Raw genomic sequence first — 22,590 nt, 5'->3', positions numbered from 1 at the left:
TAGATTGGGTTTGGCGACGCAAGTACGGGCAAAAGTTGTTTTCCGAAAACGATTCCGAAGCGGCTTGACGTACTTTGCCGGGCGGCTAGCTGCCTGGCCGATTATCTTTTGCTTCTCTATTTCCCTACCCCATGTCCCAGCTTTCTTCCTTGTTGCGCACGGCTGCCCTGGCCGCCTGCCTGCTGCCCACCCTGGCGCTGGCCAGCGCCCCGGCCCCTAGCCCCACTGCTGCCCCCACCCGCCCCGCCGCTAAGGCCGCGCCCATCACCCGCATTGACCCTACCAACTGGTTCGTGGGCATGAAAAACCCTAAGCTTCAGCTACTGGTGAACGCGCCCGGCATCGCCAGCAATCAGGTGAGCTTAGCCACTTATCCCGGCGTCACGCTCGATGGGTTTGAGAAGCTCGAAAGCCCCAACTATTTGGTGGTAAACCTTACCATTGCGCCGCAGGCGCAGCCCGGCCAGCTCAAGCTTCAGTTTAAGGGTAACAAAAGCTTTACCTATAACTATGAGCTTCGCTCGCGCAACCAAGACCCGGCGCGCGTGCAGGGCCTCACGCAGGCCGATTTTATTTACTTCCTGATGCCCGACCGTTTCTCGAACGGCAACCCCAAAAATGACGTGGTGAAGGGCACTCGCGCCCCGCGCATGAGCCGCGACTCAATGTACGCCCGCCATGGCGGCGACCTCAAGGGCATCGAAAATCACTTTGCGTACATTAAGCAGCTGGGCGCCACGGCCATCTGGCCTACGCCTATCATCGAGAATGATATGCCCAAGGCGAGCTACCACGGCTACGCAGTGACCGACTGCTACAAGGTGGACCCACGCTACGGCACCAACCAAGAGTACGTGCAGTTTGTAAAAAATGCGCACAACCAGGGGCTTAAGGTGATACAGGACATCGTGCTTAACCACTGGGGCAGCTACCACCATTTGTTCTTGGACAAGCCGGCGGCCGACTGGTTTCACGCTTTCCCCTCTTTCACGCGCTCGAACTATAACGCCTACCCCCTCAACGACCCTTACGGCTCGCAGCGCGACCGCCTGCTCGAAAACGACGGCTGGTTTGACACCACCATGCCCGACGTCAACCAGAGCAACCCGCTTGTAGCTACATACCTCACGCAGAACTTCTTGTGGTGGGTCGAAACGACGGGGCTCGACGGCTACCGCATTGATACCTATCCTTACTCGGAGCCTAAGTTCTTGATGGAATGGGGCAAGGCTATTCAGGATGAATACCCTAAGCTAGCGCTGTTTGGCGAGGCTTGGGAGGGCACGGAGGCCGAGCAGGCCTACTTTGCCCAGAACATTTTTCCGCCCGTCAATGGCTTCAAGTCGAACTTGCCGGGCGTGCTTGACTTTCAAATATGCTTCGGCATTAGCGATGCGCTGAATAGTGGTGACCTCACCAAGCTCTACCGCTCCTTGCAAGGCGACTGGATGTACGTGGACGCCACGCGCAACGTGCCCTTCCTCGACAACCACGACATGAGCCGCTTCTACTCGGTGATTGGCGAAGACTTTGCCAAGTTCAAGATGGGCATTGCTTGGCTACTGACCCTGCGCGGCACGCCGCAGCTCTACTACGGCACCGAGGTGCTGATGAAAAACTTCTCGGACCCCGATGGCAAGGTGCGCGAGGACTTCCCCGGCGGCTGGGCTGGCGATAAGAAGAACTACTTTGTGTCGCGGCCAGGCCAGGCGGGCGAGGCCTTCGACTACGTGAGCAAGCTAGCGAACTACCGTAAATCGCACCCGGTGCTATCGAGCGGCAAGCTCATGCAGTTTCTGCCGCAGGATGGCGTGTACACCTATTTCCGGTACAATGACGGGGAGTGCGTAATGGTTATCGCCAACAATACCAAGGAGGAGAAAACGGTGGACGGCACACGCTACGCAGAACGTACGCAGGGCTTTTCGACGGGCACCGAAGTGGTGAGCGGGGCCGTTATTTCCGATTTGAAGACCTTGAAGGTGCCGGCACACACGGCTTGGGTGGTAGAATTGCGTAAGTAGACCCTACTATGAGATTTTTCACCTTGGCGGCCGGCTTACTGCTGGCCGCTTCAGCCTCTCCGCTCGTGGCCCAAACTCCTAACAACCCGAATACCACCGACGAAACCCCAGTAGATAATAAACTCATTATCTACCAGATGTTACCGCGGCTTTTCGGCAACAAGGTAGCCCTCAACAAAACCTACGGCACTATTCAGGAAAACGGCTGCGGCAAGTTCAACGACATCAACGACCTGGCGCTGACCAAAATCAAGGACCTAGGCGTGTCGCACGTGTGGTATACCGGCGTGCTCGAACACGCCACCATGACGCCCTACCCCGGCCTACCCGCCGACGATGCTGATGTGGTGAAAGGCCGCGCCGGCTCGCCCTACGCCATCCGCGACTACTACAACGTGGACCCCGACCTGGCTACCACGCCCCAAACCCGCCTCGCCGAGTTTGAGGCCCTCGTGAAGCGCACCCACGCCCACGGCCTCAAGGTGATTATTGACTTCATCCCCAACCACGTAGCTCGCTCCTATAAGTCTACTTCCAAGCCGGCTGGCGTGGTAGACCTAGGCGCAAAAGACGACAATACCAAGGCCTTCGCGCCTAACAACAACTTCTATTACGTGCCTGGCAAGCGCTTTGGAGTGCCGGCTGGCTACCAGCCCCTAGGTCCCCTGCAAGGCCCGCGCGAGGATGGCAAGTACAATGAGTTTCCGGCCAAAGCCACCGGCAATGATGTATTTACGGCCACGCCCACCGTCGATGACTGGTTCGAAACTATCAAGCTCAACTACGGCGTCGATTACCAGAATGGCCGCAAAACCTACTTCGAGCCGGTGCCCGATACCTGGCTCAAGATGAAAGACATCCTAGTATTCTGGGCCAAGAAGAATGTTGATGGCTTCCGTTGCGACATGGCCGAGATGGTCCCCGTCGAGTTTTGGGCCTGGGTTATTCCGCAGCTAAAGCAGGTACGGCCCGGCATCGTCTTCATCGGTGAGGCCTATAATCCCAGGGAATACGGCACTTACTTCACTAAGGGCCACTTCGATTTTCTCTACGACAAGGTGGGCCTCTACGACGGCCTGCGCCGCCTGATGCGCCAGGAAGGCACTACCGAGGACATCACTCACGTCTGGAAAACCGAAAGCCGCGGCTACGGCTCGCAGATGCTGCGCTTTCTGGAAAACCATGACGAGCAGCGCATTGCCTCCAAGGAATTTGCTACCGACCCGCGCCGCGCTGTCCCGGCCATGACGGTGTCGGCCACGCTAGGCTCGGGCCCGGTGATGCTCTACATGGGCCAGGACGTGGCCGAGCCCGCCCATGGTGTACCCGGCTTTAACACCGGCGACGGCCGCACCACGCTCTTCGACTATTGGGGTATGCCCGAACACCAGAAATGGATGAATCAGGGCAAGTTTGACGGCGCTAAGCTCAGCCCCGCTCAGAAGCAGTTGCATGACTTCTACAAGCGTCTGCTCACGCTGGCGGGCAGCAGCGAGGCCATCCGTGAGGGTCAGTTCTACGAGCTGCAGGATGCCAATAACCTCAGCAAGGAGTACGACCAGCACAAACTCTACGCCTTCGTGCGCTACACGTCGGGCCAAAAGGTGTTGGTAGTGGTCAATTTCAGCGATACCCAGACCTACCACCCCACCCTGCTACTCCCCGATGAGGTGCAGCAGCGCCTAGGCCTCGACCCCAAGCACTCACACACCTACCGTGACTTGCTGAATGGCGGCGAACCCAAAACCGACCTCAAGCTGAGCTTGGCTCCGCTGGCGGCTATGGTGTTAGAAATCAAGTAATATCTGTCATGCTGAGCGCAGCGCAGCGGAGTCGAAGCATCTTGTGTGGTGTAGCAAAATCAAACGAAAGGGTTTACCGCACCACGCAAGATGCTTAGACTCCGCTGCGCTGCGCTCAGCATGACAGATACCGTTAAGGCCATTTTCTGAATCGATTTCGGTGCTTACCTTTCTAGACTAAATATCCCACCCTACCCCCGTTTTTTCCAATGGCAGGCTCCGGCGTCACCATCGATAACCCTCATTTGCGGGCTAAGCCGCGCCTCAGCTTCTGGCAAATCTGGAACATGAGCTTCGGCTTCCTAGGTATCCAGTTTGGCTTTGCGCTGCAAAACGGCAATATGAGCCGCATCTTCGAAACGATGGGTGCGCAGGAAGACAAGCTAGCCTTTCTCTGGATAGCGGCTCCCACCACCGGCCTGCTAGTGCAGCCCATCATCGGCTACCTCTCCGACCGTACTTGGAGCCCGCGCTGGGGTCGGCGCCGGCCATTCTTCTTGATTGGAGCCATCCTTGCCTCGTTGGCGCTCATTGTGATGCCGCACGTTTCGGCGCTGTGGATGGCGGCCGGCATGCTCTGGATTATGGACTCCAGCATCAACATTTCAATGGAGCCTTTTCGAGCGTTAGTGGGCGACTTGCTACCTAGCAATCAGCGCACGGCAGGCTTTGGCTTCCAAACGTTTTTCATTGGTATTGGCGCAGTAGTAGGCTCGTTGCTGCCTTATATCTACACCAACTGGCTACACTTCTCCAACGTCGCGCCCGCCGGCCAAATCGCGCCCTCGCTTAAATACGCTTTCTACACTGGCGGCATCGTGTACTTCATCGCCGTAGCTTGGACGGTCTTCACCACCAAGGAATACCCGCCGGTAGACATGGCTGAGTTTGAAGCCGAAAAGCGTCGCACAGCCGGTTTCTGGAATGGGGTGAAAGAATCGTTTGCTGGTATTGCCGATATGCCCCGTACGATGCGTCAGCTAGCTGTCGTGCAGTTCTTTAGCTGGCTGGCTTTGTTTTCGATGTGGATTTATGCCACGCCTGCCATTACCAGCCACATTTACCACACCAGCGATACCACCTCCAAGCTGTATAACGAAGGCGCCGACTGGGTAAACGTCTGCTTCTCGGTCTATAACGGTGTTTCGGCCCTGGCCGCGTTAGCGCTGCCCGCGGTGGCCCGCGCCACCAGCCGTCGCGTCACGCACCTCATTTGCCTCACGGCGGGCGGCCTAGGGCTGATTTCGATTTACTTCATTCAAAACCCGCAAATGCTGCTGGTTTCAATGATTGGAGTCGGTATCGCCTGGGCTAGCATCCTCTCGATTCCCTACGCCATGCTGGCCGGCGCGCTGCCCTCTAATAAGATGGGTTACTATATGGGGGTGTTCAACTTCTTTATCGTACTGCCCCAGATGCTGGCCAGCGTCACCTTAGGCTTCTTTACCAAGCAGGTTTTTGGCGGTAACTCGGCCCTTACGCTCGTCCTAGGTGGCTGCTCGATGATACTTTCGGGTCTACTCACTCTGCGCGTACACGACGCTGATGACATCCGCCTGCCCAACAACCTAACGCCCGCCGAGAACCTCGCTTACGAAGCTTCGCTAGCCGACGCCAATCCGAACGTATAAAACTATTGTCATGCAGAGCGTAGCGAAGCATCTCGCGTGGTGCAGTAATCAACAATGTTTGCAGACGTCGGCACGCGAGATGCTTCACTAGCTCAGTATAACAATCACACAAAAAGCGCTGGCCCACTGGCCAGCGCTTTTTTATTCCTCGTGGCCTGGAATGGCAATCACCGGCGCGGCCGCCGCTTCCCGGCGTTCCTGCTCTATCGCCAATTGCTCAGCCTCCGAGGGCTGCTGGTCCATTTCGGTCAGGTCGGGTTGGCCGGCATCGACCCAGCAGGTATACCAGAAGGCCCCAATGAGCCGCGCCGCGTAGCGCAACTGCCGCTCTACCTGCCCATTGAGCCGCTGATGATACGCCTGGCTAAACTCGCGCGAGTAAGTACGGATGGTCTGCCGTCCGCGCTGCTCGTAGCCATATTTACGGTCCTCGGTGAGTTCGGTCGTAAGCTGACGCTCTATCGTAAACACCGAGTCGAGGGCCGCGTGGGCGCGCTCTATGGCTAGCCAAGCGGCTTCGGTAGGATTGTCGAGGTAAGGCGCCGGGCCGGTCAGCAGGTCGTAATTCATCCCATTTAGCTCGGGTAGGCGTGACTCCCAAAGCGCATGGATACCGCGCTGATTGGTAAATTGGCCGTTATAATTACGAGTAGTATGCAGGGGCACGCAGGCATCGGCCACATAGTGCCCTAGGTCGGCCGACAGGTGCAAAATACGGTCAGTGTCGCGGTCACGAAAGGCGGCCGTGAGTTGGCCTTTCATACGGGCCACCTGCCAGGGCACGATGCCGTGACGCAGCAGCGAGTCTTCGCCACCCACCAGCGCCACCGCGTCGGCATAGGCGCGCGGCAGGCCGCGGCCGTGGCGCGTGAGGGCGCTATCGCCGTAGGCATCCACGTCCAAGAAGTGGCGCGGGGCCTCAGTGGGCACCACCGTACGGCGCGAGTCGGGTCGCGTGGCATTGTTGGTCAGGTAATCGATGTTAGCTTTAAAAAACGGCAGCATCTCGGGCGGCAGCGTGTACACCGCCAGCCGGTTGAGCAGCCGGTGCCCGTAGAAGCCCCAAGCGCGGACCGGGCGAGGCAAGCTCAAAAACAATCCTAATAATAAAAGCCAGTGGTAGCGGTTCTTCACGCTACTAAATTACGCGCAGCACTCAGGCTTACAATGCGTTTCTCAGTCTTACTCCTACTTGCTACTTCGCAAGCCGCGTAACCGGTAAAACGCAAAAAACTGGCATACCCCGAAGGATATGCCAGTTTTGCTGACCTAGGAGCTTGCAGGGCGCTTAGCGCCGTCCGCTGGCCGGAAATTTCATACGGTAGTCGTGCCGCACATCTCCCTTGCTGATACGAGCGAGCTTGCCCTTCAGTAATTGCTTTTTAAAGGCCGACAGCTTGTCGGTGAATAATATACCTTCTAGGTGGTCGTACTCGTGCTGGATGATGCGGGCGGCCATGCCGCTGAAAGCCTCCTCATGCAATTGGCGGTTCTCGTCTTCGTAGCGCAGCACGATGTCGGGGCAGCGCATTACATTTTCGCGCACGCCTGGTATGCTCAGGCAGCCTTCCTCGAAGCCCCACTGCTCGCCGGTTTCGCTCAGCATTTGGGGGTTGATAAATGCGCGCTTCACGGGTACCTCGGCTGGGGCAGCCTGGGTAGCGGCATCAAGCGGCTCGGTAGTCGATTCGTCATCATCTTCGGGCTCTACCATGGGGGTCGAGTCCATCACGAACAACCGAATGCCCTTGCCAATCTGGGGTGCGGCCAGGCCCACGCCGCTGGCCGAGTACATTGTTTCAAACATATCCTGCACTAGCTGGCTCAGTTCTGCAGCAGGCAGGTCAGTGGGCAGGTCTTTGGCGCGGGTCTTTAGTACCTGGTCGCCCACGGCAACAATTGGATAAATCATTGGCTTAAAGGTGATTCTAGAAAAGACTGAAGAATAATGGTCGCGCTCACTTTATCGACCATGGCTTTGTCTTGGCGGGCTTTACGGCCGAGACCACCCGCTAGCATAGCCTGCTTAGCTAGTCGTGAAGTAAAACGCTCGTCCATTTCGTGCACGGGCACATCGGGCAGCTCGCGGCGCAAGCGGCGCAGCAGCCCTACCACGGCGCTGGTCGAGTCGGTAGGCTCGTTGAGTAGCGTGCGCGGCATGCCTACCACAATGGCCCGCAGCGGCTCGCGCTGATGGTAGGCCAGCACAAATGCCACCAAGTCCTTGCTGTGTATGGTGTCGAGCGGCGTGGCAATCATGCCAAGCGGGTCCGTGACGGCGAGACCCACACGCTTGTGGCCGTAATCAATGGCGAGGGTGCGGGCCATGCCGAAAAGAGCAAAAATAGAAAATTGCGGCTACTACTAGCCTCTTGCAAAGATACGGCGGCTGGCTGCCCTAAGCGCCGACGGTAACTCTATGGCCAAGGTAAATGCACAACAATTTGCGCCTTTTAATCCAGCAAGAAAAAGGCTGTGACATTGATTGACCACAGACTGCACATTATCCATTTTTTATAATTAAAATCATATAATAAGCAGTCAAATTCTTCAATACATTACAGCACTTGAATTGAATTTTTAGCCAATAATTAAGTGTAAATTGCCACTTACCCAGAAAATCATATCACTAATCACATAAACAAGTATAACACCAATCACACCTATAGTAAGGCCTTAAAAATTATATTAGTTTTGATATCAGGCTCGTCCCAACTGATTGATTTAACACTACAATTTCACCCTTCTCATGGCCGCTTTGCCGCCAGTTTTGCCTCCTTCGCAGCGCTCAGCTACGGCGCCATCCCTACGTCCTTTTGGCGTACGGTGGCGCTGGGCACTGCTGCTGATGCTGGCATTTGGCAGCGGTCTGCTGGTGGCTAGCAATCCATTTAGGCCCTCGTCGGAAAACCCGGCAGGCACGGCACGAGCCTACCTGCGCTTCAAGGAAATTTTGAGCTATGTAGACCGCGACTACGTGGACTCGGCCGACACGGAGGGCCTCACGGACTACGCCGTAGCGCGCATGCTCGAAAAGCTTGACCCCCACTCGGTCTACTTGCCCGCCAACGAACGGGAAAAGGCCGATGCTTTTCTGAAAAGCAGCTTCGAGGGGGTAGGACTAGACTTCTATTTTTTCCGCGATACGGCCACTGTGTCATCGACCTTGCGCAGCGGCCCAGCCGAAGAAGCTGGCGTGCGCCTAGGTGACCAACTTCTACGTGTGGGTACCAAAGAAGTAGCCGGCGCGCACCTCACCAGTAGCCAGCTCACAGCGCTGCTGCGCGGCGCTCGCAGCAGCGCCGTAGTATTGACCGTGCAACGCCCCGGCCAGCCCGAGCCACTGAGCTTTACCGTGATGCGCCGCCGCTTACCCAACCCCTCAGTGGAGCCTGGCACTGTGCTAGCCGACCAGCAGACGGGCTACCTCAAGATTAATCGCTTCGCGGGCAGCACGTACGATGAATTCAAAAAGGAACTTGATGGCCTCCGTCGCCAGGGCATGACGCGCTTGGTGCTTGACCTGCGTGGCAACCCCGGTGGCTACCTAGACCGGGCCACGCGCATGGCTGATGAGTTTATTGCGGGTTCGCGCAAGCTGGTGTATACCGATGGCAAGGGCGAGCAATATGACACCCAGACCTATGCCCACGTGCCTGGCGACTGGGAGCAGGGCCCGCTAGTTGTACTAGTAGACGAGAATAGCGCTTCGGCCGCCGAGGTGCTGGCCGGTGCCCTGCAAGACCACGACCGTGCTTTGCTGGTGGGTCGCCGCACCTTCGGTAAGGGCTTGGTGCAGCAGCCCATCGCGCTGCAAGATGGCGGCGAGCTGCGCCTCACCATTGCCCGTTACTATACGCCCGCTGGCCGCTGCATCCAAAAGCCCTATGGCCGCGATGCTGCTGCCTATCAGCACGAGTTGGCCGAGCGCGAGCGGCGGGGCGAGCTTACCTCGGCCGATAGCATACCAGTAGCCAAGGAGCTGCGCTTTCTTACCGACCACGGCCGGGCAGTGTACGGCGGCGGCGGTATTGTGCCCGATGTATTTGTGGCGCGCGATACGGTGCAGAACTCTGCTTATTTCACGCATCTCTGCCGCCGCGGCGTGCTGCGTGCCTATGCACTGGCCTACTACCAGCATCACAAGGCTGCACTAGCCGCGTTGCGCCCAGCACAGTACCAAGCCTCTTTTCAGCTTGCCGATGCCGAGCTAGCAGGCGTGGGGCGCCTAGGCCAACTGGCAGGCTTGCCAGCGGGCGGAGCGGCCCTGCGGCGCTGTGCCCCGCTAGTGCGACACTTCATCAAGGCCTACGTGGCTCAGAGTGTCTATGGCTCCGAAGCGGCCCGCGCTGTGTTGCGCGAAGACGATGCCGAGCTGCAGCAAGCGCTGCAAGCCGTGAAGGACGACACTGCGCTTGTAGCTATTCTACAGCAATCCTAATAGCTACTTCTATTGATAGCTGCTAGTGGTACCTAAGGCATGCTACTCAGCGCATTGCACTGAGAAGTCTAGGTCACCTTTATTCTTGCACCACGGCGATGCGGTTATAGTAATCGAGTAGCCGGGCTACATCATCTGCTTGCTCAAAATGCAGGTTGTAGAGCATAGCGTAGGCTCGCACCTGAGAAGCACGCTCGCCACACAGTCGCAACACAGCCGTCTGGTTTAGCTCGAGCGGACGGAGCGGCGCGGCCTGGTCGTAGCCAGGACCGGCCAACAACTGAGCGGGGGTGGTAGCTGTGGCGGGTAGCAGCGCCAGTACCAGCGGGCCAGTATCAGTGCAAGTCAAGCTTTCTACGGCCTCGCGGCGAGCGCCCCAGTAGCCCATGCGTACTAGCCGCGTTCGAAAGCGACGCTTACCTAATGGGGCTGCCGGGCGACGTAGCGCAAGAGCTAAGTCAGCAGGCAAGTCAGCTGTTTCGGGGTATAACTCCCGAATTTCGCGGCGCGTTGCCATCTCAGTGCTGTCTGCCTGTGCAAAAAGCTCAGCAACTAGCGAATCCTGATGGGCTTGGTCAGCTTGCTGGGCAGCTAGCTGGTAGTCACCTACCAAGCGCAAGCTTCCTAGCTCACGCACGTGTAGCGTGATGCCGCCCTGCGGCTTGCTAGTAGGAGCTTTTACCGGACGGGCAGGAGACGCACTGATTTTAGAAGTGCTACGCCCAGTTTTGGTCTGCTTGGGGTGTTCGCTGGCTGCGCTTGCCTGCAAGCCTACCCCGAGCGTCAGCAGACCAGCAAGTAGAAATCGAAGCATAACAGCCAATAAAGTGAAGCACAGTGCGACAGAGTGCTTCAAAATTAGGCAGTTAATAGCAATTTTTTGCGATAAATAATAAGATTTACAATAGAATTATATCTAAACCTACTTGTCCTAAATTTAGGAAAGAGAGTTAAAATATTGATTAGGCACCTACTAACTGCGCCTTATCCAGCATGCGTTAGCCTTATGTATATCAAATTAATGCTATGAAAAAATTAGCTGCCATTTAAGCAGTTAGCGTGCTTTGGCAGTGCATGGCTCGCTTACCTAAGCCTAGGCCTATCGGTTACGCCCGTACTGCTCGTGGCTGCTTACCCAATCGCTGCTCGAAATAGCGGCTCCTAAACTCAGCTCACCAGCTAGCACTACGCCGGCCACTATCTCAGCGAATTTATTTACTGTGCCTTGACCTACGCAGCCTAACATGCGCAAGCATTCGTTTTGGGTAGCGAGGCCCGTGCCGCCGCCGTAGGTCGCTACAATGAGCGAGGGAATAGTGATGTTCAGATACAAGTCCCCCTCCGGAGTTACTTCAGAATACAGCACCCCCGCCGACGACTCGCTGACGTTGGCCACGTCTTGACCAGTGGCGATGAAAAGGGCCGTGATGCCATTGGCCGAATGCGCTCCGTTGTTGTTAGCCCCCGACAAAAACGCCCCTACGTTGCTAACCTGCCCGTGATAGGCTAGTTGCTCAGGCGTCACGCGCAGGCGCTGCTGTAAAATGTCGCGCTTCACGGTTGCCTCCGCCACTACGCGTTTACCCCGGGTGCGCATTACGTTGATTTGCGAGGCCTTTTTGTCGGTAGCGAAATTTGACTCAAGGTAAAAGTGCCGAATGGGCGCCCCTGGGTAGTGCTCCAGAATCCAGGAGCAGGCGGCAAAGGTTGCGCGCCCTACCATGTTTTGTCCCGCCGCATCGCCGGTCGAGAAGTTAAAGCGTAGGTAGGCAAACTTGTTACTTAGGTACGTATCAATGTATTGAAGCTTGGCAATGCGCGAGGTGCTTTCTGCTTCGGGCCGAATCTGCGGCAGGCTCTCGGCCACCCAACGCCCAAAGTCACGCGCGCCGCGGGCATCGTCAAACACGAATACGGGCGCCCGCTGCATAGCATCGCCAATGACGGTGCATTTCACGCCCCCGCACAGATTGAGGGCTTGCATGCCGCGGTTATAGCTCGCCACTAGGGTGCCCTCTGTGGTAGCCAGCGGAATCAAGAACTCGCCTTGCGCGTGCTCGCCATTTACCAGCAGCGGGCCGGCTAGGCCTACTGGAACCTGGGCCACTCCTACAAAGCTCTCGCAGTTGCCCTGCAAGTCATGCGGGTCAAAGGAATACTGTTTTAAATGTTTGTACTTCTGACCTGTAAAATCTTCCGCAAACTGCTGCCGGGCCTGAATAGCCGCGGCCGCATAGTCATCGCCTTCGACTCGCGGAATACGCACGCGGCCATCTTGGCTTGCAATGGCATCTTCCACTTCTACGCTCAGCTCGCCAAATGCATCAGTGCTGAATTGCACCCGCAGGCGGTGCATGCCTGCCGCCAAGGGCGGCGTAGCCAGCGAAAACGTTAGCACCTGCCCTACTGGTAGGTTGAGCGACCCATCAGCACCTAGGTCAGTGGCCGGGCGAATATCGCCCCCGCCTAGGTCAAGGCGAATATTAGCCGCGGGCACTACTGTATCATCTAGCCGTACCTGCTCCACCTTCATTAAGCGCACCGTATCGAGCCGGTTTTTGATGCTAAAGGCTACCCCGGCGCCATCGGGCTGATTGTGCAAGCTACCGCGAGTATATAATAGCTTCAAAAGCATCGGGCTTGGCGTGAATACCATAGGTGCAGAGGAGTAAGCGGGACTGGAGAAAAAGGCAGATGAAAGACGAACCTAGTGGCCTAGTTGGCCAGACTAAGTCGGTCAACTACGCAATTTTTAGCGATACAGACCAGCTAATGAAAGGTGAATACTAAAAGATAGCAGTTTTTACTCAAAATAAAGGGGCCACTGACGCAACTCTGGCGACCCCTCACGGTTAATAGGCATCTTATGTAGCATTCATTGGCTTTCACTTCACCCGCTAGCCACTAGTCGGGCCGTATCTTTGCCTTTTCAATTGACTTTTTCGACGGCGAACTACTCGCTGGCGGCATGTCCCCATATGGCGTCTTTATCCGATTATCCCCGCTTCACCCTCGGTGCCGAATTAACCCAGGAGCAACGGGCTTTTTTTGCTAAATACGGGTTTTTGCACTTCCGCCCGTTTGCTTCGCCCGACCAGGTGCAAGCCTATCTAAAAGCTACCCAGGATGTGCAGCAAAACTGGCTGACTAACAAGGTAGAGAAGGTAAACGGCGTGCCCATCAAGTATGGCAAAGACGTGGATGGCTCGCCCATTGTACAGCGCTTCGCTTTTGCATCGCAGCACAGCGCCGTGCTGCACGAGCTGCTACAAGACAAGCGTTTTGAAGCTCTGTTTCCGCTGCTCGAAACTCCTGGGGGCCGAGTAGGTGAGAACGAGCGCGACGGCTTGGTGGTCAACCACTATGTTAACGTCGAAGGCTCTGAGTTTTCGCAAATGGGTTGGCACACCGACTCGCTGCGCGATGTATTCTATGGCAAGCGCATTCGGCCCATGCTCAACGTTGGCCTGCACCTAGATGGCACCAAAGCCACCAATGGTGGCCTGCGCGTCATTCCGGGTACGCACCGCCAAGGCATTGGCAAGATGCTCTTCCGCAAGAAGTATTACAAGGACGTGTACTACGACCCCAATGAAGTGGCGGTAGAAACCGAGCCCGGCGACCTCACCGTGCACGACGGCCGCATGTGGCACCGCGTGGCGCAGTCACCGCTGGTAGGCCCCGAGTCGCGCCGCCGCGTTATGTATGTACCTATTATTGGTGGCAAATACCAGCCCAAGAGCGAGGAAAGCCCCACCCCCTTCTATTTGCGTTTTTTACACCTAGTAAAATAAGAAGCAGGTCTAACAAGGAGTGGGCGTAATGCTGTTCAGCTAACCAGAACAGCGTTACGCCCACTCCTTGTTAAACCTGCTTCTATTATCTCTTATGCCTACTGCTCTTATCACCGGCGCGTCGCGCGGCATTGGCCGCGAACTGGCCCTAGGTCTAGCCCAACGGGGCTATGACCTGCTGTTGGTGGCTCGCTCCGAAAATCAACTGCAAGCACTGGCCCAAGAGGTGCAGGCCACCCACCAGCGGCAAGCCCATATACTAGCCCTCGACCTAACTGAGCCCACTGCCGCGAGCCAAGTAGCTTCTTGGACTAGCGAACATGCTCCTGGCGGGCTTGCTGTGCTGGTAAACAATGCGGGCTACGGCCTATGGGGCCGCTTCGAGCAGCTAAAGCTGGAAGAGCAACTCAATATGTTGCAACTCAACCTCACGCTGCCAGTGCAACTTACTTATGCACTGCTGCCCTACTTGCGGCAGGCATCTCGCGCATACATTCTCAATGTGGCGAGCACGGCTGCTTATCAAGCGGTGCCCTCACTTACGGTGTATGCAGCTAGCAAGGCATTCGTACTAAGCTTTAGTCGGGGGCTGCGCTATGAACTGAAAGACACAAGTGTTTCTGTTACGTGCCTGAGCCCAGGGGCTACTACTACCGACTTCACTAGCCGTGCAGGCATGGGCGCCGAGCTGCAAGCCGTGGCTAATAAAGTATCAATGACGCCAAACGCTGTGGCAACAGCTGGCCTGCAAGCGCTTTTTGCCGGCGAGGCCGAGTTTATTCCTGGTGTGCTCAATAAGGTATCGGCGGGCCTCACAGGGGTAGTACCGAAAGGTATTGTAGAAAAAATAGCAGCAGGTATCTACGAAAAATATTTGTAAGCCCTCGCTCACTAGCTTAAAGCCCAGCGCGTATCTCACATGAGATATGCGCTGGGCTTTGTTATGAATTATTTTCTTTGCAATATGACAAAATTTTATACGTAAAATTATTTATTTGATTTACAATTACTTAATGTTAAAAATAATTAGTGAGTATCCACTTACTAAAAAATAGTAAGCTAACACTTACCCATATCCCAATTTCAGTCGTAATATTGCTCCCACTAACGGCTAGGGCCTCCCACCCAGCTAGCCGACACACTCTCTTCTACACTCTACCGGTCGTTGTTCCCACCCCGCCCGGACACACTTCTCACACTGATTTATTCGGTCGTTGCTCCCACCCCGCCCGAATGCGATTTTTTGCACACTCTCTGTTCTAGTCATCCGGCCGTTGTTCCCACCCCGCCCGGACGCACAACTTCTGCACTGGCACCTAGCTGCTAGCAGACACTGAAAGTTGCTCAGCCGGCCGATTTGGTTTATCCAAATCGGCCGGTTTCCGTTTAAGCTCTCTCGCCTAAGAAACGCGGCATGCCGCCTACTTTAAGCACATCTGCGTATTCTTGCCGAACTTGCACCCGAATTACTAAGTTTTGAGAGTTAGCTAGGTATTCACCAGCGCTCTTCTCTAGCATTATCCCCATGATTACCCGCCGCCAACACATTGCCAACGTGGCGTTGCAGCTGTTTGGGGAGAAGGGTTTTGACAATACTTCGACCCAGGCCGTTGCAAAAGCAGCCGCCGTATCGGAGGCCCTGATTTTCAAACATTTTGGTTCTAAAGACCAGCTCTTAGATTTCATCATCAAGAGCGGTTACCAGCGTATTATCGAGCACAACCGGGGCGGTATGCTCGAAACCGACCCGCTCGCCTTTATTCACAGCGTTATCGACCTGCCCTATAAGATGGTGCAGGAAGAGCCTTACTTCTGGAAGCTGCAATACCGCCTCGCCGACTACGAAACCGCGCGCCAGCAGCACGAGCGCTTTATGCGGCCCGTGCCAGCCCGCTTGAAAGCAGCCTTTGCGCAACTCGGCTACGCCGACCCGGAAAAAGAAACGCAGCTACTGCTGCTACTCATCGAAGCGCTTTGGAAAATAGAGGCTAATAAAACGGACGAGCATGTGCGCGACATGCTGGAGTTCATTAAGCGCAAATACCAGACGCAAGTATCTGCTAGCTAGCAATTCGGCTGGTTGAAGCAGTAATGCTGGGTTAGACGCTCTGTGCTGATTGACTTAAGCCGTTTACTTGGTTGGTAAACAACCTAGGGCTTCGCTTCTTGCGAAGTGTCGAGAAGGAGCTATTTGAGAGGTGGATTAGGTAAATACATGCTGTGAAAACAGCTTGAATTAGTGCGTTTGGGATTGAGGTCAAAAAGTAGGTTTTACCTCTTTTAGCGAGCTGCTTACTAGCAGCTCGCAGCGGTAGGCATAGGAAGTAGGGGTAAGATAAAAATGCCTTTTTGGTGAATTATCCCGTAGACCCAGGGGTTTACTATCCTTTGCCTTACTTATGTCGCGTACCTTAATTGTCTCTAATCGCCTTCCTACCAAAGTCCTGCGCACCGATGAGGGCCTCACGTTTCAGCCCAGCGAAGGTGGGTTGGCCACGGGGCTAGGTTCTATTTACCGCCAGGGCGACAACTTATGGATAGGCTGGCCGGGGCTATTTGTGCAGGACGAGTCAGAAGAAGAACACATTCGCACCGAGCTACGGGCTGACAACATGGCCCCGGTGTTCTTAACCGAAAATGAAATTCGGGATTTTTACGAGGGCTTCAGTAATTCTACGCTCTGGCCTACCTTCCACTACTTCAGCGAGTTTGCCACCTACGAGCAGAGCCACTGGGAAGCCTATGTAGCCGTAAACGAGAAGTTTTGCGAGGCTGTGCTAGCCGAAGCTGGCCCAGAAGACACTATCTGGGTGCACGATTACCAGCTGCTATTGCTGCCCGAAATGCTGCGCAAGGCGCGGCCTGAGGCGGCTATCGGCTTCTTTTTGCACATCCCTTTTCCCTCTCAGGAAATTATTCGGGTGTTGCCTTGGCGTAGTGAGCTACTACGCGGCATGCTCGGGGCCGACCTCATTGGCTTTCATACCTTTGGCTATCTGCGGCACTTTTTAAGTGCGGTATCGCACCTCCTAGGGCTATCGGCCCAGAACGGACAGATTGATACGCCCACCCGCTCGGTGCGTGTCGACGCCTTCCCAATGGGCATTGACTACCAACGCTATGCCTTAGCGGCAGCTTCAGAGGAAGCCAAAAAGCACGTAGAAGAATATAAGGAGGCGATGCGCGACACTCGTGTCATTCTCTCCATCGACCGGCTCGACTACACCAAAGGCATTGCCCAGCGCCTACGGGCTTTTGAATTGCTGCTACAGCGCTACCCCGAGTGGCGTGGGCAAGTGAGCCTCGTGATGCTGGTAGTGCCCTCGCGCGACCAAGTACCACAATATGCTTCTCTTAAAGAGGAGATTGACGAACTGGTAGGCCGCATCAACTCGCAGTACCGCACTATTGGGTGGAACCCAATTCTGTACTTCTACCGCTCGCTGCCGCTGGAGGAGTTGGCCGCACTCTACCGCTTGGCCGAAGTAGCTCTGGTAACGCCCATGCGCGATGGCATGAACCTAGTGGCTAAAGAGTTTATTGCCAGCAAACTTGACCAGCATGGAGTGCTCATTTTGAGCGAACGCGCCGGCGCCGCCCGCGAGCTGTCGGATGCCATTCTTATCAACCCTACCGACATCAACCAGTTGGTCGAGGCCCTACACGATGCCCTCGTGATGCCTGAGGAAGAGCAAGCTACTCGCCTCAAGGCGATGCAAGCGCTAGTGAAGCGCTACAACGTATTCTCCTGGACCAAGCTGTTTATGAACCAGCTGGCTTACACTAAAATGAAGCAACACACCCTCGCCACCGAAATGCTGACGGCCAGCGCCACTACCCAACTCCTAGCTGACTTTAAGGCGGCGGCCGGCCAGCAACGATTGCTGTTGCTCGACTACGATGGCACACTGGTACCATTCCACCCCAACCCGCAGTTGGCCCGGCCCGGCGAAGAGTTGCGCCTGTTGCTACGCGCCTTGAGCGAGCTGCCTGACACGCGGGTGGTCATCATCAGCGGGCGCGACCGCACTACGCTCACTAATTGGCTCGGCGATTTACCCCTCGATTTTATTGCTGAACACGGCGTATGGCTGCGCACAGCGGGCGAAGACTGGCAGCTCTTCCAGCCCCTGCGCAACGACTGGAAGCGCGAGATGCGCCCGGTGCTGGAGCTATATGTGGCCCGTACCGCCGGCTCCTTTATTGAAGAGAAGGACTACTCGCTGGTGTGGCACTACCGCCGCGCCGATGCCGACCTAGGCGAGGTGCGCGCCCGCGAGATGATGAGCCACCTTTCGTTCATGACCGCCAATACCGACTTGCAAGTACTAGAAGGCAATAAGGTAGTCGAAATTAAAAACGCGGGCCTCAACAAAGGCACTGCCGCTGCCCGCTGGATTGAGCGCTATGCCCCAGCCTTTGCGCTGGCCCTGGGCGACGACCGCACCGACGAGGACACTTTCCGGGCTATGCCATCAGAGGCATACACGGTGCGCGTGGGTACCGATGCCCGCTCGCTGGCGCGCTTCCACTTGGCCGCGCCCAGCGATGTGCGGCAGTTGCTGCGCAAGCTGCTAAGCTAGCCCTGCCCTAGGTAGGCAATACACAAAAAAGCCGTGCGAAATCTATTTCGCACGGCTTTTTTGATGAAAGCTGGTGGCTTGGGTTTTTAGCTCACGAAGTTGGGACGGTCTAGCTTTTTGGCAATGCGGTAGGCGGCGTTTACCAAGCCCACGTGGCTGTAGGCTTGCGGGAAGTTGCCCCATTGCGAGCCAGTTTTGGCGTCCACGTCTTCTGAAAGCAGCCCTAGGTGGTTGGCGTAGGAGATGAGGTGCTCAAACTCCCGAATAGCATCGTCGAGGCGACCCACGCAGGCTAGGGCCTCTACGTACCAGAACGAGCAGATGAGGAAGGTTGTCTCGGGCGTGCCAAAGTCGTCGGGGTGGCGGTAGCGGTAGAAAAGGCCTTCGGGCGTTTTCAGCTCTTTTTCTAGCTCCACGAGGTGGTGCTTGGCTTTTTCGGAAGCCGGGTCGAGGTAGCCCATCGTAATGAGCTGGATGGTGCTAGCATCGAAGTCGGTCGAGCCGATGGCGTTGGCGTAGGCACCACGCTCAGCGTAAAAGCACTGCTCGATGCGGCTTTCGGCCTCTTGCAGCAGGCGCGTGGCAAACTCTTCTAGGAGTACGTCGCCGTGCTGGCGGGCCACCTGGCGGGCAGCGTGGCTGCCGGCCCAGTGAAAGAGGTACGTGTAGCAGTGCTTCTGGGCAATGTGCCGGAACTCCCACAGGCCTGCATCGGGCTGGTCCATAGTGGCCTCGATGAGGCGCAGGCACTCTTCCACCAAGCTCAGTGGCACGGCCCGCTCGGGGTCGCGAAAGCGGCAGTCGGTGTACAGCGGCAGCAAGGCCACTAGCACCTGGCCATATACGTCGTTTTGGATGTGGGTGTAGGCATCGTTACCGATGCGCACGGGCTGGTTGCCTAAGTAGCCGGCCAGCGGCAGTTCGGTTTCGGTGAGCGTGGCCTGCCCCCCAATGCCGTACAGCGGCTGGTACTTGCCCACCACCTTGGTCGAAATGTTGGCGATGTATTGGAAATACCGCTCAATCTCCTCAAAGTGGCCGATGTTGTTGAAGGCCGTGAGGGTGTAGTACGTGTCACGCATCCAGCAGTAGCGGTAGTCCCAATTGCGGGTGCTGCCGGGAGCTTCAGGTAGGCTGGTAGTGCTGGCCGCAATGATGGCGCCGGTGTCTTCGTACTGGTGAATCTTGAGAGCCAGCGCCGAGCGGATAACTTGGGTCTGGTGGAAATTGCCAATACTAGTGCTCTTCACCCAGTTGCGCCAATAGCCTTCGGTATTGAGCAAGAAGCGCTCGGCTGTGCTTTCGAGGGGCGCTTCGAGGGGTGCGCCATAGGTGAGCACTAGGTACTTGGTTTCGTTGAGGGCGAAGTCTTCCTCATCGAGCACGTAGGTGAGCGGAATATTAGTGGTGAGGCGAATTTCCTCTTCCAGCCCCAAAAAGGCGATGTGGTTGGAGCTGCGGCGGCGCGTCAGCTCTTGCTCGCCGTACTGGCCCACCGGGCGGCAGGCCACCCGCACGCGGGGGGCGCCGGTCAGTGGCTCCACTTTACGAATGAGCATCAGCGGTTTATAATACCGCTCGTATTGCAAAAAGCGCGGGGCAAAATCAGTAACGCGGTAGCTGCCCTCGGGCGTAGTAATCGTCGTGCTGAGCACGTTGGTGTTGGTGAGGTAGCGCTGCTCAGACGTAAAGTTTGCGTCTACTGGCTTGATGCTGTATTCGCCACCTTTCTGCTCGTCGAGCAGCGGGCCAAATACAAAGCTGCTGTCGAAGCGGGGCCAGCAAAGCCAGCGCACGGCCGTGTCGGTGCCGATGAGAGCTAGAAAGGCGCAGTTGCCAATCACGCCCATGTCATAAGTGTGCTTTATCATACGAAAGGAGGAGCCCCGGCTACGCACCGGGCTGGTAGTAGCGGGGTGTACCCCATTCAGGCGGCCGGGGTTATACCTAGGGCTCACTAGCGCGAAGCAAAATTCCGCTGCTCAGCGCGCCAGCTCTATCCAGCCTTTGCTCCGAGGCAGCCTGGCCGGGGCGTATACCGTAGTAAGAGGGCTTATGAATCCTACCGCCGCTCGCCCCAGTCTTACCGAAGGCCCCATTCTAAAATCGCTGCTCACGCTGGCCCTGCCCATTGTGTTTGGCAACCTGCTCCAAACCGGCTACCAGCTCGTAGATGCCTACTGGGTGGGCCGACTGGGGGCCAATGCAGTAGCCGCCGTGGCGGTGTGCTTTCCCATCAACTTCCTGCTGGTGGCCCTAGGCTCGGGGTTTTCGGTGGCCGGCTCGGTGCTAGTAGCCCAAAACTTTGGAGCGCGTAACCTGAAAATGGTCAACCACGTGGCAGCGCAGTCGCTGGTGCTGGAAACGGCGCTGGCGCTGGTACTTACGGTGGGTGCCTACGCGGCATCGCCGCTCATTCTGCGCCTTTTCGGGGTGGGCAACGATATTTTTGATTTGGCCAATTCGTTTCAGCGAGTGCTGATGCTGGGGCTGGTGTTCAACTTCGGCTTCCTCATGTTTCAGGCCCTGATGCGAGGCGTGGGCGAGGTGCGCATTCCGCTCTACATCAACATCGGCACGCTAGCGCTCAATTTCGGGCTCGACCCGCTCTTTATTGATGGTTGGGGGCCAGTGCCCGCCTTCGGCGTGGCCGGGGCAGCATGGGCCACGCTTACGACTCAGGTGCTGAGCTTTGGCATCGGCCTAGCGGTATTGCTGCGTGGCAAGTCGGGCATTCAACTCAGCTTTCGCGGTTTTCAACCCGACTGGGCGCTTATGAGCCGCTCGGTGCGGCTAGGCCTACCCTCGTCGGTCGACCTCTCGGCCCGCGCCCTCGGGCTGTCGATGATGACGGGGCTGGCCGCGGCCTTCGGCACTACCGTGCTGGCTACGTATGGCATCGGCTCGCGCATTCTGGCCCTAGGTATCATTCCGGCGCTGGGCATCTCGCTGGCGTGCTCTACGCTGGTGGCCCAAAACATCGGGGCCCGCAACCTGCCTCGAGCCCGCCAAACGGCCAACTATGCCATTGGGCTCAGCTTTACGGGCCTGCTGCTGGTGGGGGCGGCCGGGTGGCTGGCCGCCGAGCCGCTGGTGCGCTTCTTCTTGAAGGGCGATGAAGCCGTGACGCGCGACGCTGTAGAGTTTGTGCGCATTGCGGTGGGTAGTCTGTGCTTTACGGGGGTGCAGCAGTGCATCTCGGGTGCGCTGCGCGGAGCTGGCAACACCCTAGGGGCCATGGTACTGACTATTATTGGGGTGTGGGGCCTACAGTTTCCGGTGGCATGGTATCTATCACGGCATACGGCACTGGGCTTCCACGGCCTCTGGTGGTCGTTTGTGGTAGCCAATGTGCTGTCGGCGCTGCTAGCCGCCGTGTGGTATCTACGCGGCCAGTGGCTACGCGAAAACCTCACTCCCGCCCCGGCCCCCGCACCCGTAGCGGAACCGGCCTAGGGAAGCTGGCATCATTGAGTCGCGTTAAAAAAAGAACCGCCGGATAGCAGTGCTATTCGGCGGTTCTTTTTTTTCGTCTTTCACGCTGCCTAGGTACTACCTAAGCGCGGGTTTCTGCAGCGGGCCGCACTACAAACCCAGCCGCCCAGTAGGCCAGCCAGGCAAAGAAGGGCGCGGCCAGAACATCGTAGCTGTAGTGTACGCGCTGCACCAGCACCAACAAGCCCACTAGCACGGCCGCCACAGCTAACGCCCCACGCCACCAGCGCCCGCGCACGGCCAAGGCCAGCAACACTACCGTGGAAGTGTGCCCCGAGAAAAATAAGTCTTTGGTGATGGCCTCACTGGCATTAGTATGGAACACGAGCGCCAGGAAGGGGTCAGGCATGGGCAGCAAGTCGAGTGGCGGAACCAGCGGCACCAGCCAGATAGTGGACATGCGCAGCACCAATAGAAAGAGATAACCCCACAAGCCCCGTAAAAACAGGTGCGGCTGGCGCGTTAGCCAGCCCATGGCGGCCAGCACGCTGCCATACATAAGCGCGAACACCGGCACGGCCACGTCGTGGCGCGGCACCAGGGCCAGCAGTGGGTCGGTAGCCACCGCCCCAGGCCTCTGCTGAATATAGAGAAAGAAGCCTGGCACTAGCGACAGCAGCACCACAAACAGCAAGGCTAGCACTAGCCAGCTGCGCCGAAACGCGGGCTGCGCCAGGGCCTGCCCCCAGTGGCCGTCGTCTACCGCCGGCGAGCCAGCTGGAGTGCGAGCGAGCGAACGAGTAGAAACGAGCGGAAAAACACGCATAACGCTGTCGATAAAAAGAGCCGAACCTCTATTGAGCCTGCAAAAATAAGCACC

16 protein-coding genes are annotated in these 22,590 nt (G+C 56.9%); 9 read left to right on the top strand and 7 right to left on the bottom strand.

Annotated features, from left to right (window positions below; translation table 11 throughout):
* The first annotated feature begins 131 nt into the window (after positions 1-131).
* The 3 genes from FNT36_RS13005 (at position 132) to FNT36_RS12995 (ending at position 5,457) form a co-directional block, all read left to right on the top strand.
* On the top strand, positions 132-2,024 hold the full coding sequence (locus tag FNT36_RS13005) for an alpha-amylase family glycosyl hydrolase (RefSeq protein ID WP_144848267.1): 1,893 nt from the start codon (positions 132-134) through the stop codon (positions 2,022-2,024).
* 8 nt (positions 2,025-2,032) lie between these two features.
* Entirely contained in the window at positions 2,033-3,826 is a 1,794-nt protein-coding gene (locus FNT36_RS13000) for an alpha-amylase family glycosyl hydrolase (protein WP_144848265.1), read from the top strand.
* A 209-nt stretch (positions 3,827-4,035) separates the two neighbouring features.
* Positions 4,036-5,457, top strand: coding sequence for an MFS transporter (locus tag FNT36_RS12995; protein ID WP_233635887.1), 1,422 nt, complete (start codon positions 4,036-4,038; stop codon positions 5,455-5,457).
* Between the two features lie 141 nt (positions 5,458-5,598).
* Here the strand turns inward: FNT36_RS12995 and FNT36_RS12990 are convergent, their stop codons facing one another.
* The 3 genes from FNT36_RS12990 to ruvX all read right to left on the bottom strand — a co-directional run bounded on the left by FNT36_RS12990 (position 5,599) and on the right by ruvX (position 7,785).
* On the bottom strand, positions 5,599-6,549 hold the full coding sequence (locus FNT36_RS12990; protein WP_233635886.1) for a zinc dependent phospholipase C family protein: 951 nt from the start codon (positions 6,547-6,549) through the stop codon (positions 5,599-5,601).
* A gap of 196 nt (positions 6,550-6,745) precedes the next feature.
* On the bottom strand, positions 6,746-7,369 hold the full coding sequence (locus tag FNT36_RS12985) for a peptide deformylase (protein WP_144848261.1): 624 nt from the start codon (positions 7,367-7,369) through the stop codon (positions 6,746-6,748).
* Positions 7,366-7,785 carry a Holliday junction resolvase RuvX gene (ruvX, locus tag FNT36_RS12980; protein ID WP_144848259.1) on the bottom strand — a complete coding sequence of 140 codons (420 nt, stop codon included), beginning with the start codon at positions 7,783-7,785 and terminating at the stop codon, positions 7,366-7,368. Before ruvX ends, FNT36_RS12985 begins: the two co-directional genes overlap by 4 nt.
* A 442-nt stretch (positions 7,786-8,227) precedes the next feature.
* Between ruvX and FNT36_RS12975 the strand changes: the two genes are divergently transcribed.
* The gene (locus tag FNT36_RS12975; RefSeq protein WP_233635885.1) at positions 8,228-9,898 is read left to right on the top strand and encodes a S41 family peptidase; all 1,671 of its coding nucleotides are present in this window, start codon (positions 8,228-8,230) and stop codon (positions 9,896-9,898) included.
* A gap of 79 nt (positions 9,899-9,977) precedes the next feature.
* Here FNT36_RS12975 and FNT36_RS12970 read toward each other — a convergent pair whose 3' ends face one another.
* Together FNT36_RS12970 and FNT36_RS12965 are read right to left on the bottom strand one after the other, a co-directional pair.
* Complete coding sequence (locus tag FNT36_RS12970; protein ID WP_144848255.1) at positions 9,978-10,712, bottom strand: hypothetical protein; 735 nt, start codon at positions 10,710-10,712, stop codon at positions 9,978-9,980.
* Positions 10,713-10,997: 285 nt separating this feature from the next.
* Positions 10,998-12,554 (bottom strand): hydroxymethylglutaryl-CoA reductase, encoded by a 1,557-nt coding sequence (locus FNT36_RS12965; RefSeq protein WP_144848253.1) that lies wholly within the window; start codon positions 12,552-12,554, stop codon positions 10,998-11,000.
* Between the two features lie 322 nt (positions 12,555-12,876).
* Here FNT36_RS12965 and FNT36_RS12960 point away from each other — a divergent pair, with 322 nt between their 5' ends.
* The 4 genes from FNT36_RS12960 (at position 12,877) to FNT36_RS12945 (ending at position 18,275) form a co-directional block, all read left to right on the top strand.
* Complete coding sequence (locus FNT36_RS12960; RefSeq protein WP_144848251.1) at positions 12,877-13,692, top strand: phytanoyl-CoA dioxygenase family protein; 816 nt, start codon at positions 12,877-12,879, stop codon at positions 13,690-13,692.
* A 94-nt stretch (positions 13,693-13,786) separates the two neighbouring features.
* Entirely contained in the window at positions 13,787-14,572 is a 786-nt protein-coding gene (locus tag FNT36_RS12955; protein ID WP_144848249.1) for an SDR family NAD(P)-dependent oxidoreductase, read from the top strand.
* Between the two features lie 645 nt (positions 14,573-15,217).
* Positions 15,218-15,760 (top strand): TetR/AcrR family transcriptional regulator, encoded by a 543-nt coding sequence (locus FNT36_RS12950; protein ID WP_144848247.1) that lies wholly within the window; start codon positions 15,218-15,220, stop codon positions 15,758-15,760.
* A gap of 331 nt (positions 15,761-16,091) precedes the next feature.
* The gene (locus tag FNT36_RS12945) at positions 16,092-18,275 is read left to right on the top strand and encodes a bifunctional alpha,alpha-trehalose-phosphate synthase (UDP-forming)/trehalose-phosphatase (protein WP_144848245.1); all 2,184 of its coding nucleotides are present in this window, start codon (positions 16,092-16,094) and stop codon (positions 18,273-18,275) included.
* Between the two features lie 86 nt (positions 18,276-18,361).
* On the opposite strand, the gene FNT36_RS12940 is transcribed toward FNT36_RS12945, so the two are convergent.
* Positions 18,362-20,146, bottom strand: a complete 1,785-nt coding sequence (locus FNT36_RS12940) for a glycoside hydrolase family 15 protein (RefSeq protein ID WP_144848243.1) — start codon at positions 20,144-20,146, stop codon at positions 18,362-18,364.
* A 184-nt stretch (positions 20,147-20,330) separates the two neighbouring features.
* On the opposite strand from FNT36_RS12940, the gene FNT36_RS12935 reads away from it, so the two are divergent.
* Entirely contained in the window at positions 20,331-21,731 is a 1,401-nt protein-coding gene (locus tag FNT36_RS12935) for an MATE family efflux transporter (RefSeq protein WP_144848241.1), read from the top strand.
* Positions 21,732-21,831: 100 nt separating this feature from the next.
* Here the strand turns inward: FNT36_RS12935 and FNT36_RS12930 are convergent, their stop codons facing one another.
* Positions 21,832-22,536: a phosphatase PAP2-related protein gene (locus FNT36_RS12930; RefSeq protein ID WP_144848239.1), complete on the bottom strand. Its 705-nt coding sequence runs from the start codon at positions 22,534-22,536 to the stop codon at positions 21,832-21,834.
* Positions 22,537-22,590 lie beyond the last annotated feature (54 nt).

The organism is Hymenobacter setariae (assembly GCF_007713685.1).
GTDB lineage: Bacteria > Bacteroidota > Bacteroidia > Cytophagales > Hymenobacteraceae > Hymenobacter > Hymenobacter setariae.
This window is presented reverse-complemented; position numbering and strand designations above follow the sequence as displayed.

What these genes read in the sequence shown, in the direction of transcription:
- FNT36_RS13005 (WP_144848267.1), top strand. Translation starts at nt 132, where the DNA reads ATGTCCCAGCTTTCTTCCTTGTTGCGCACGGCTGCCCTGGCCGCCTGC.
- FNT36_RS13000 (WP_144848265.1), top strand. Translation starts at nt 2,033, where the DNA reads ATGAGATTTTTCACCTTGGCGGCCGGCTTACTGCTGGCCGCTTCAGCC.
- FNT36_RS12995 (WP_233635887.1), top strand. Translation starts at nt 4,036, where the DNA reads ATGGCAGGCTCCGGCGTCACCATCGATAACCCTCATTTGCGGGCTAAG.
- FNT36_RS12985 (WP_144848261.1), bottom strand. Translation starts at nt 7,369, where the DNA reads ATGATTTATCCAATTGTTGCCGTGGGCGACCAGGTACTAAAGACCCGC.
- ruvX (WP_144848259.1), bottom strand. Translation starts at nt 7,785, where the DNA reads ATGGCCCGCACCCTCGCCATTGATTACGGCCACAAGCGTGTGGGTCTC.
- FNT36_RS12970 (WP_144848255.1), bottom strand. Translation starts at nt 10,712, where the DNA reads ATGCTTCGATTTCTACTTGCTGGTCTGCTGACGCTCGGGGTAGGCTTG.
- FNT36_RS12965 (WP_144848253.1), bottom strand. Translation starts at nt 12,554, where the DNA reads ATGGTATTCACGCCAAGCCCGATGCTTTTGAAGCTATTATATACTCGC.
- FNT36_RS12960 (WP_144848251.1), top strand. Translation starts at nt 12,877, where the DNA reads ATGGCGTCTTTATCCGATTATCCCCGCTTCACCCTCGGTGCCGAATTA.
- FNT36_RS12955 (WP_144848249.1), top strand. Translation starts at nt 13,787, where the DNA reads ATGCCTACTGCTCTTATCACCGGCGCGTCGCGCGGCATTGGCCGCGAA.
- FNT36_RS12950 (WP_144848247.1), top strand. Translation starts at nt 15,218, where the DNA reads ATGATTACCCGCCGCCAACACATTGCCAACGTGGCGTTGCAGCTGTTT.
- FNT36_RS12945 (WP_144848245.1), top strand. Translation starts at nt 16,092, where the DNA reads ATGTCGCGTACCTTAATTGTCTCTAATCGCCTTCCTACCAAAGTCCTG.
- FNT36_RS12940 (WP_144848243.1), bottom strand. Translation starts at nt 20,146, where the DNA reads ATGATAAAGCACACTTATGACATGGGCGTGATTGGCAACTGCGCCTTT.
- FNT36_RS12935 (WP_144848241.1), top strand. Translation starts at nt 20,331, where the DNA reads ATGAATCCTACCGCCGCTCGCCCCAGTCTTACCGAAGGCCCCATTCTA.
- FNT36_RS12930 (WP_144848239.1), bottom strand. Translation starts at nt 22,536, where the DNA reads ATGCGTGTTTTTCCGCTCGTTTCTACTCGTTCGCTCGCTCGCACTCCA.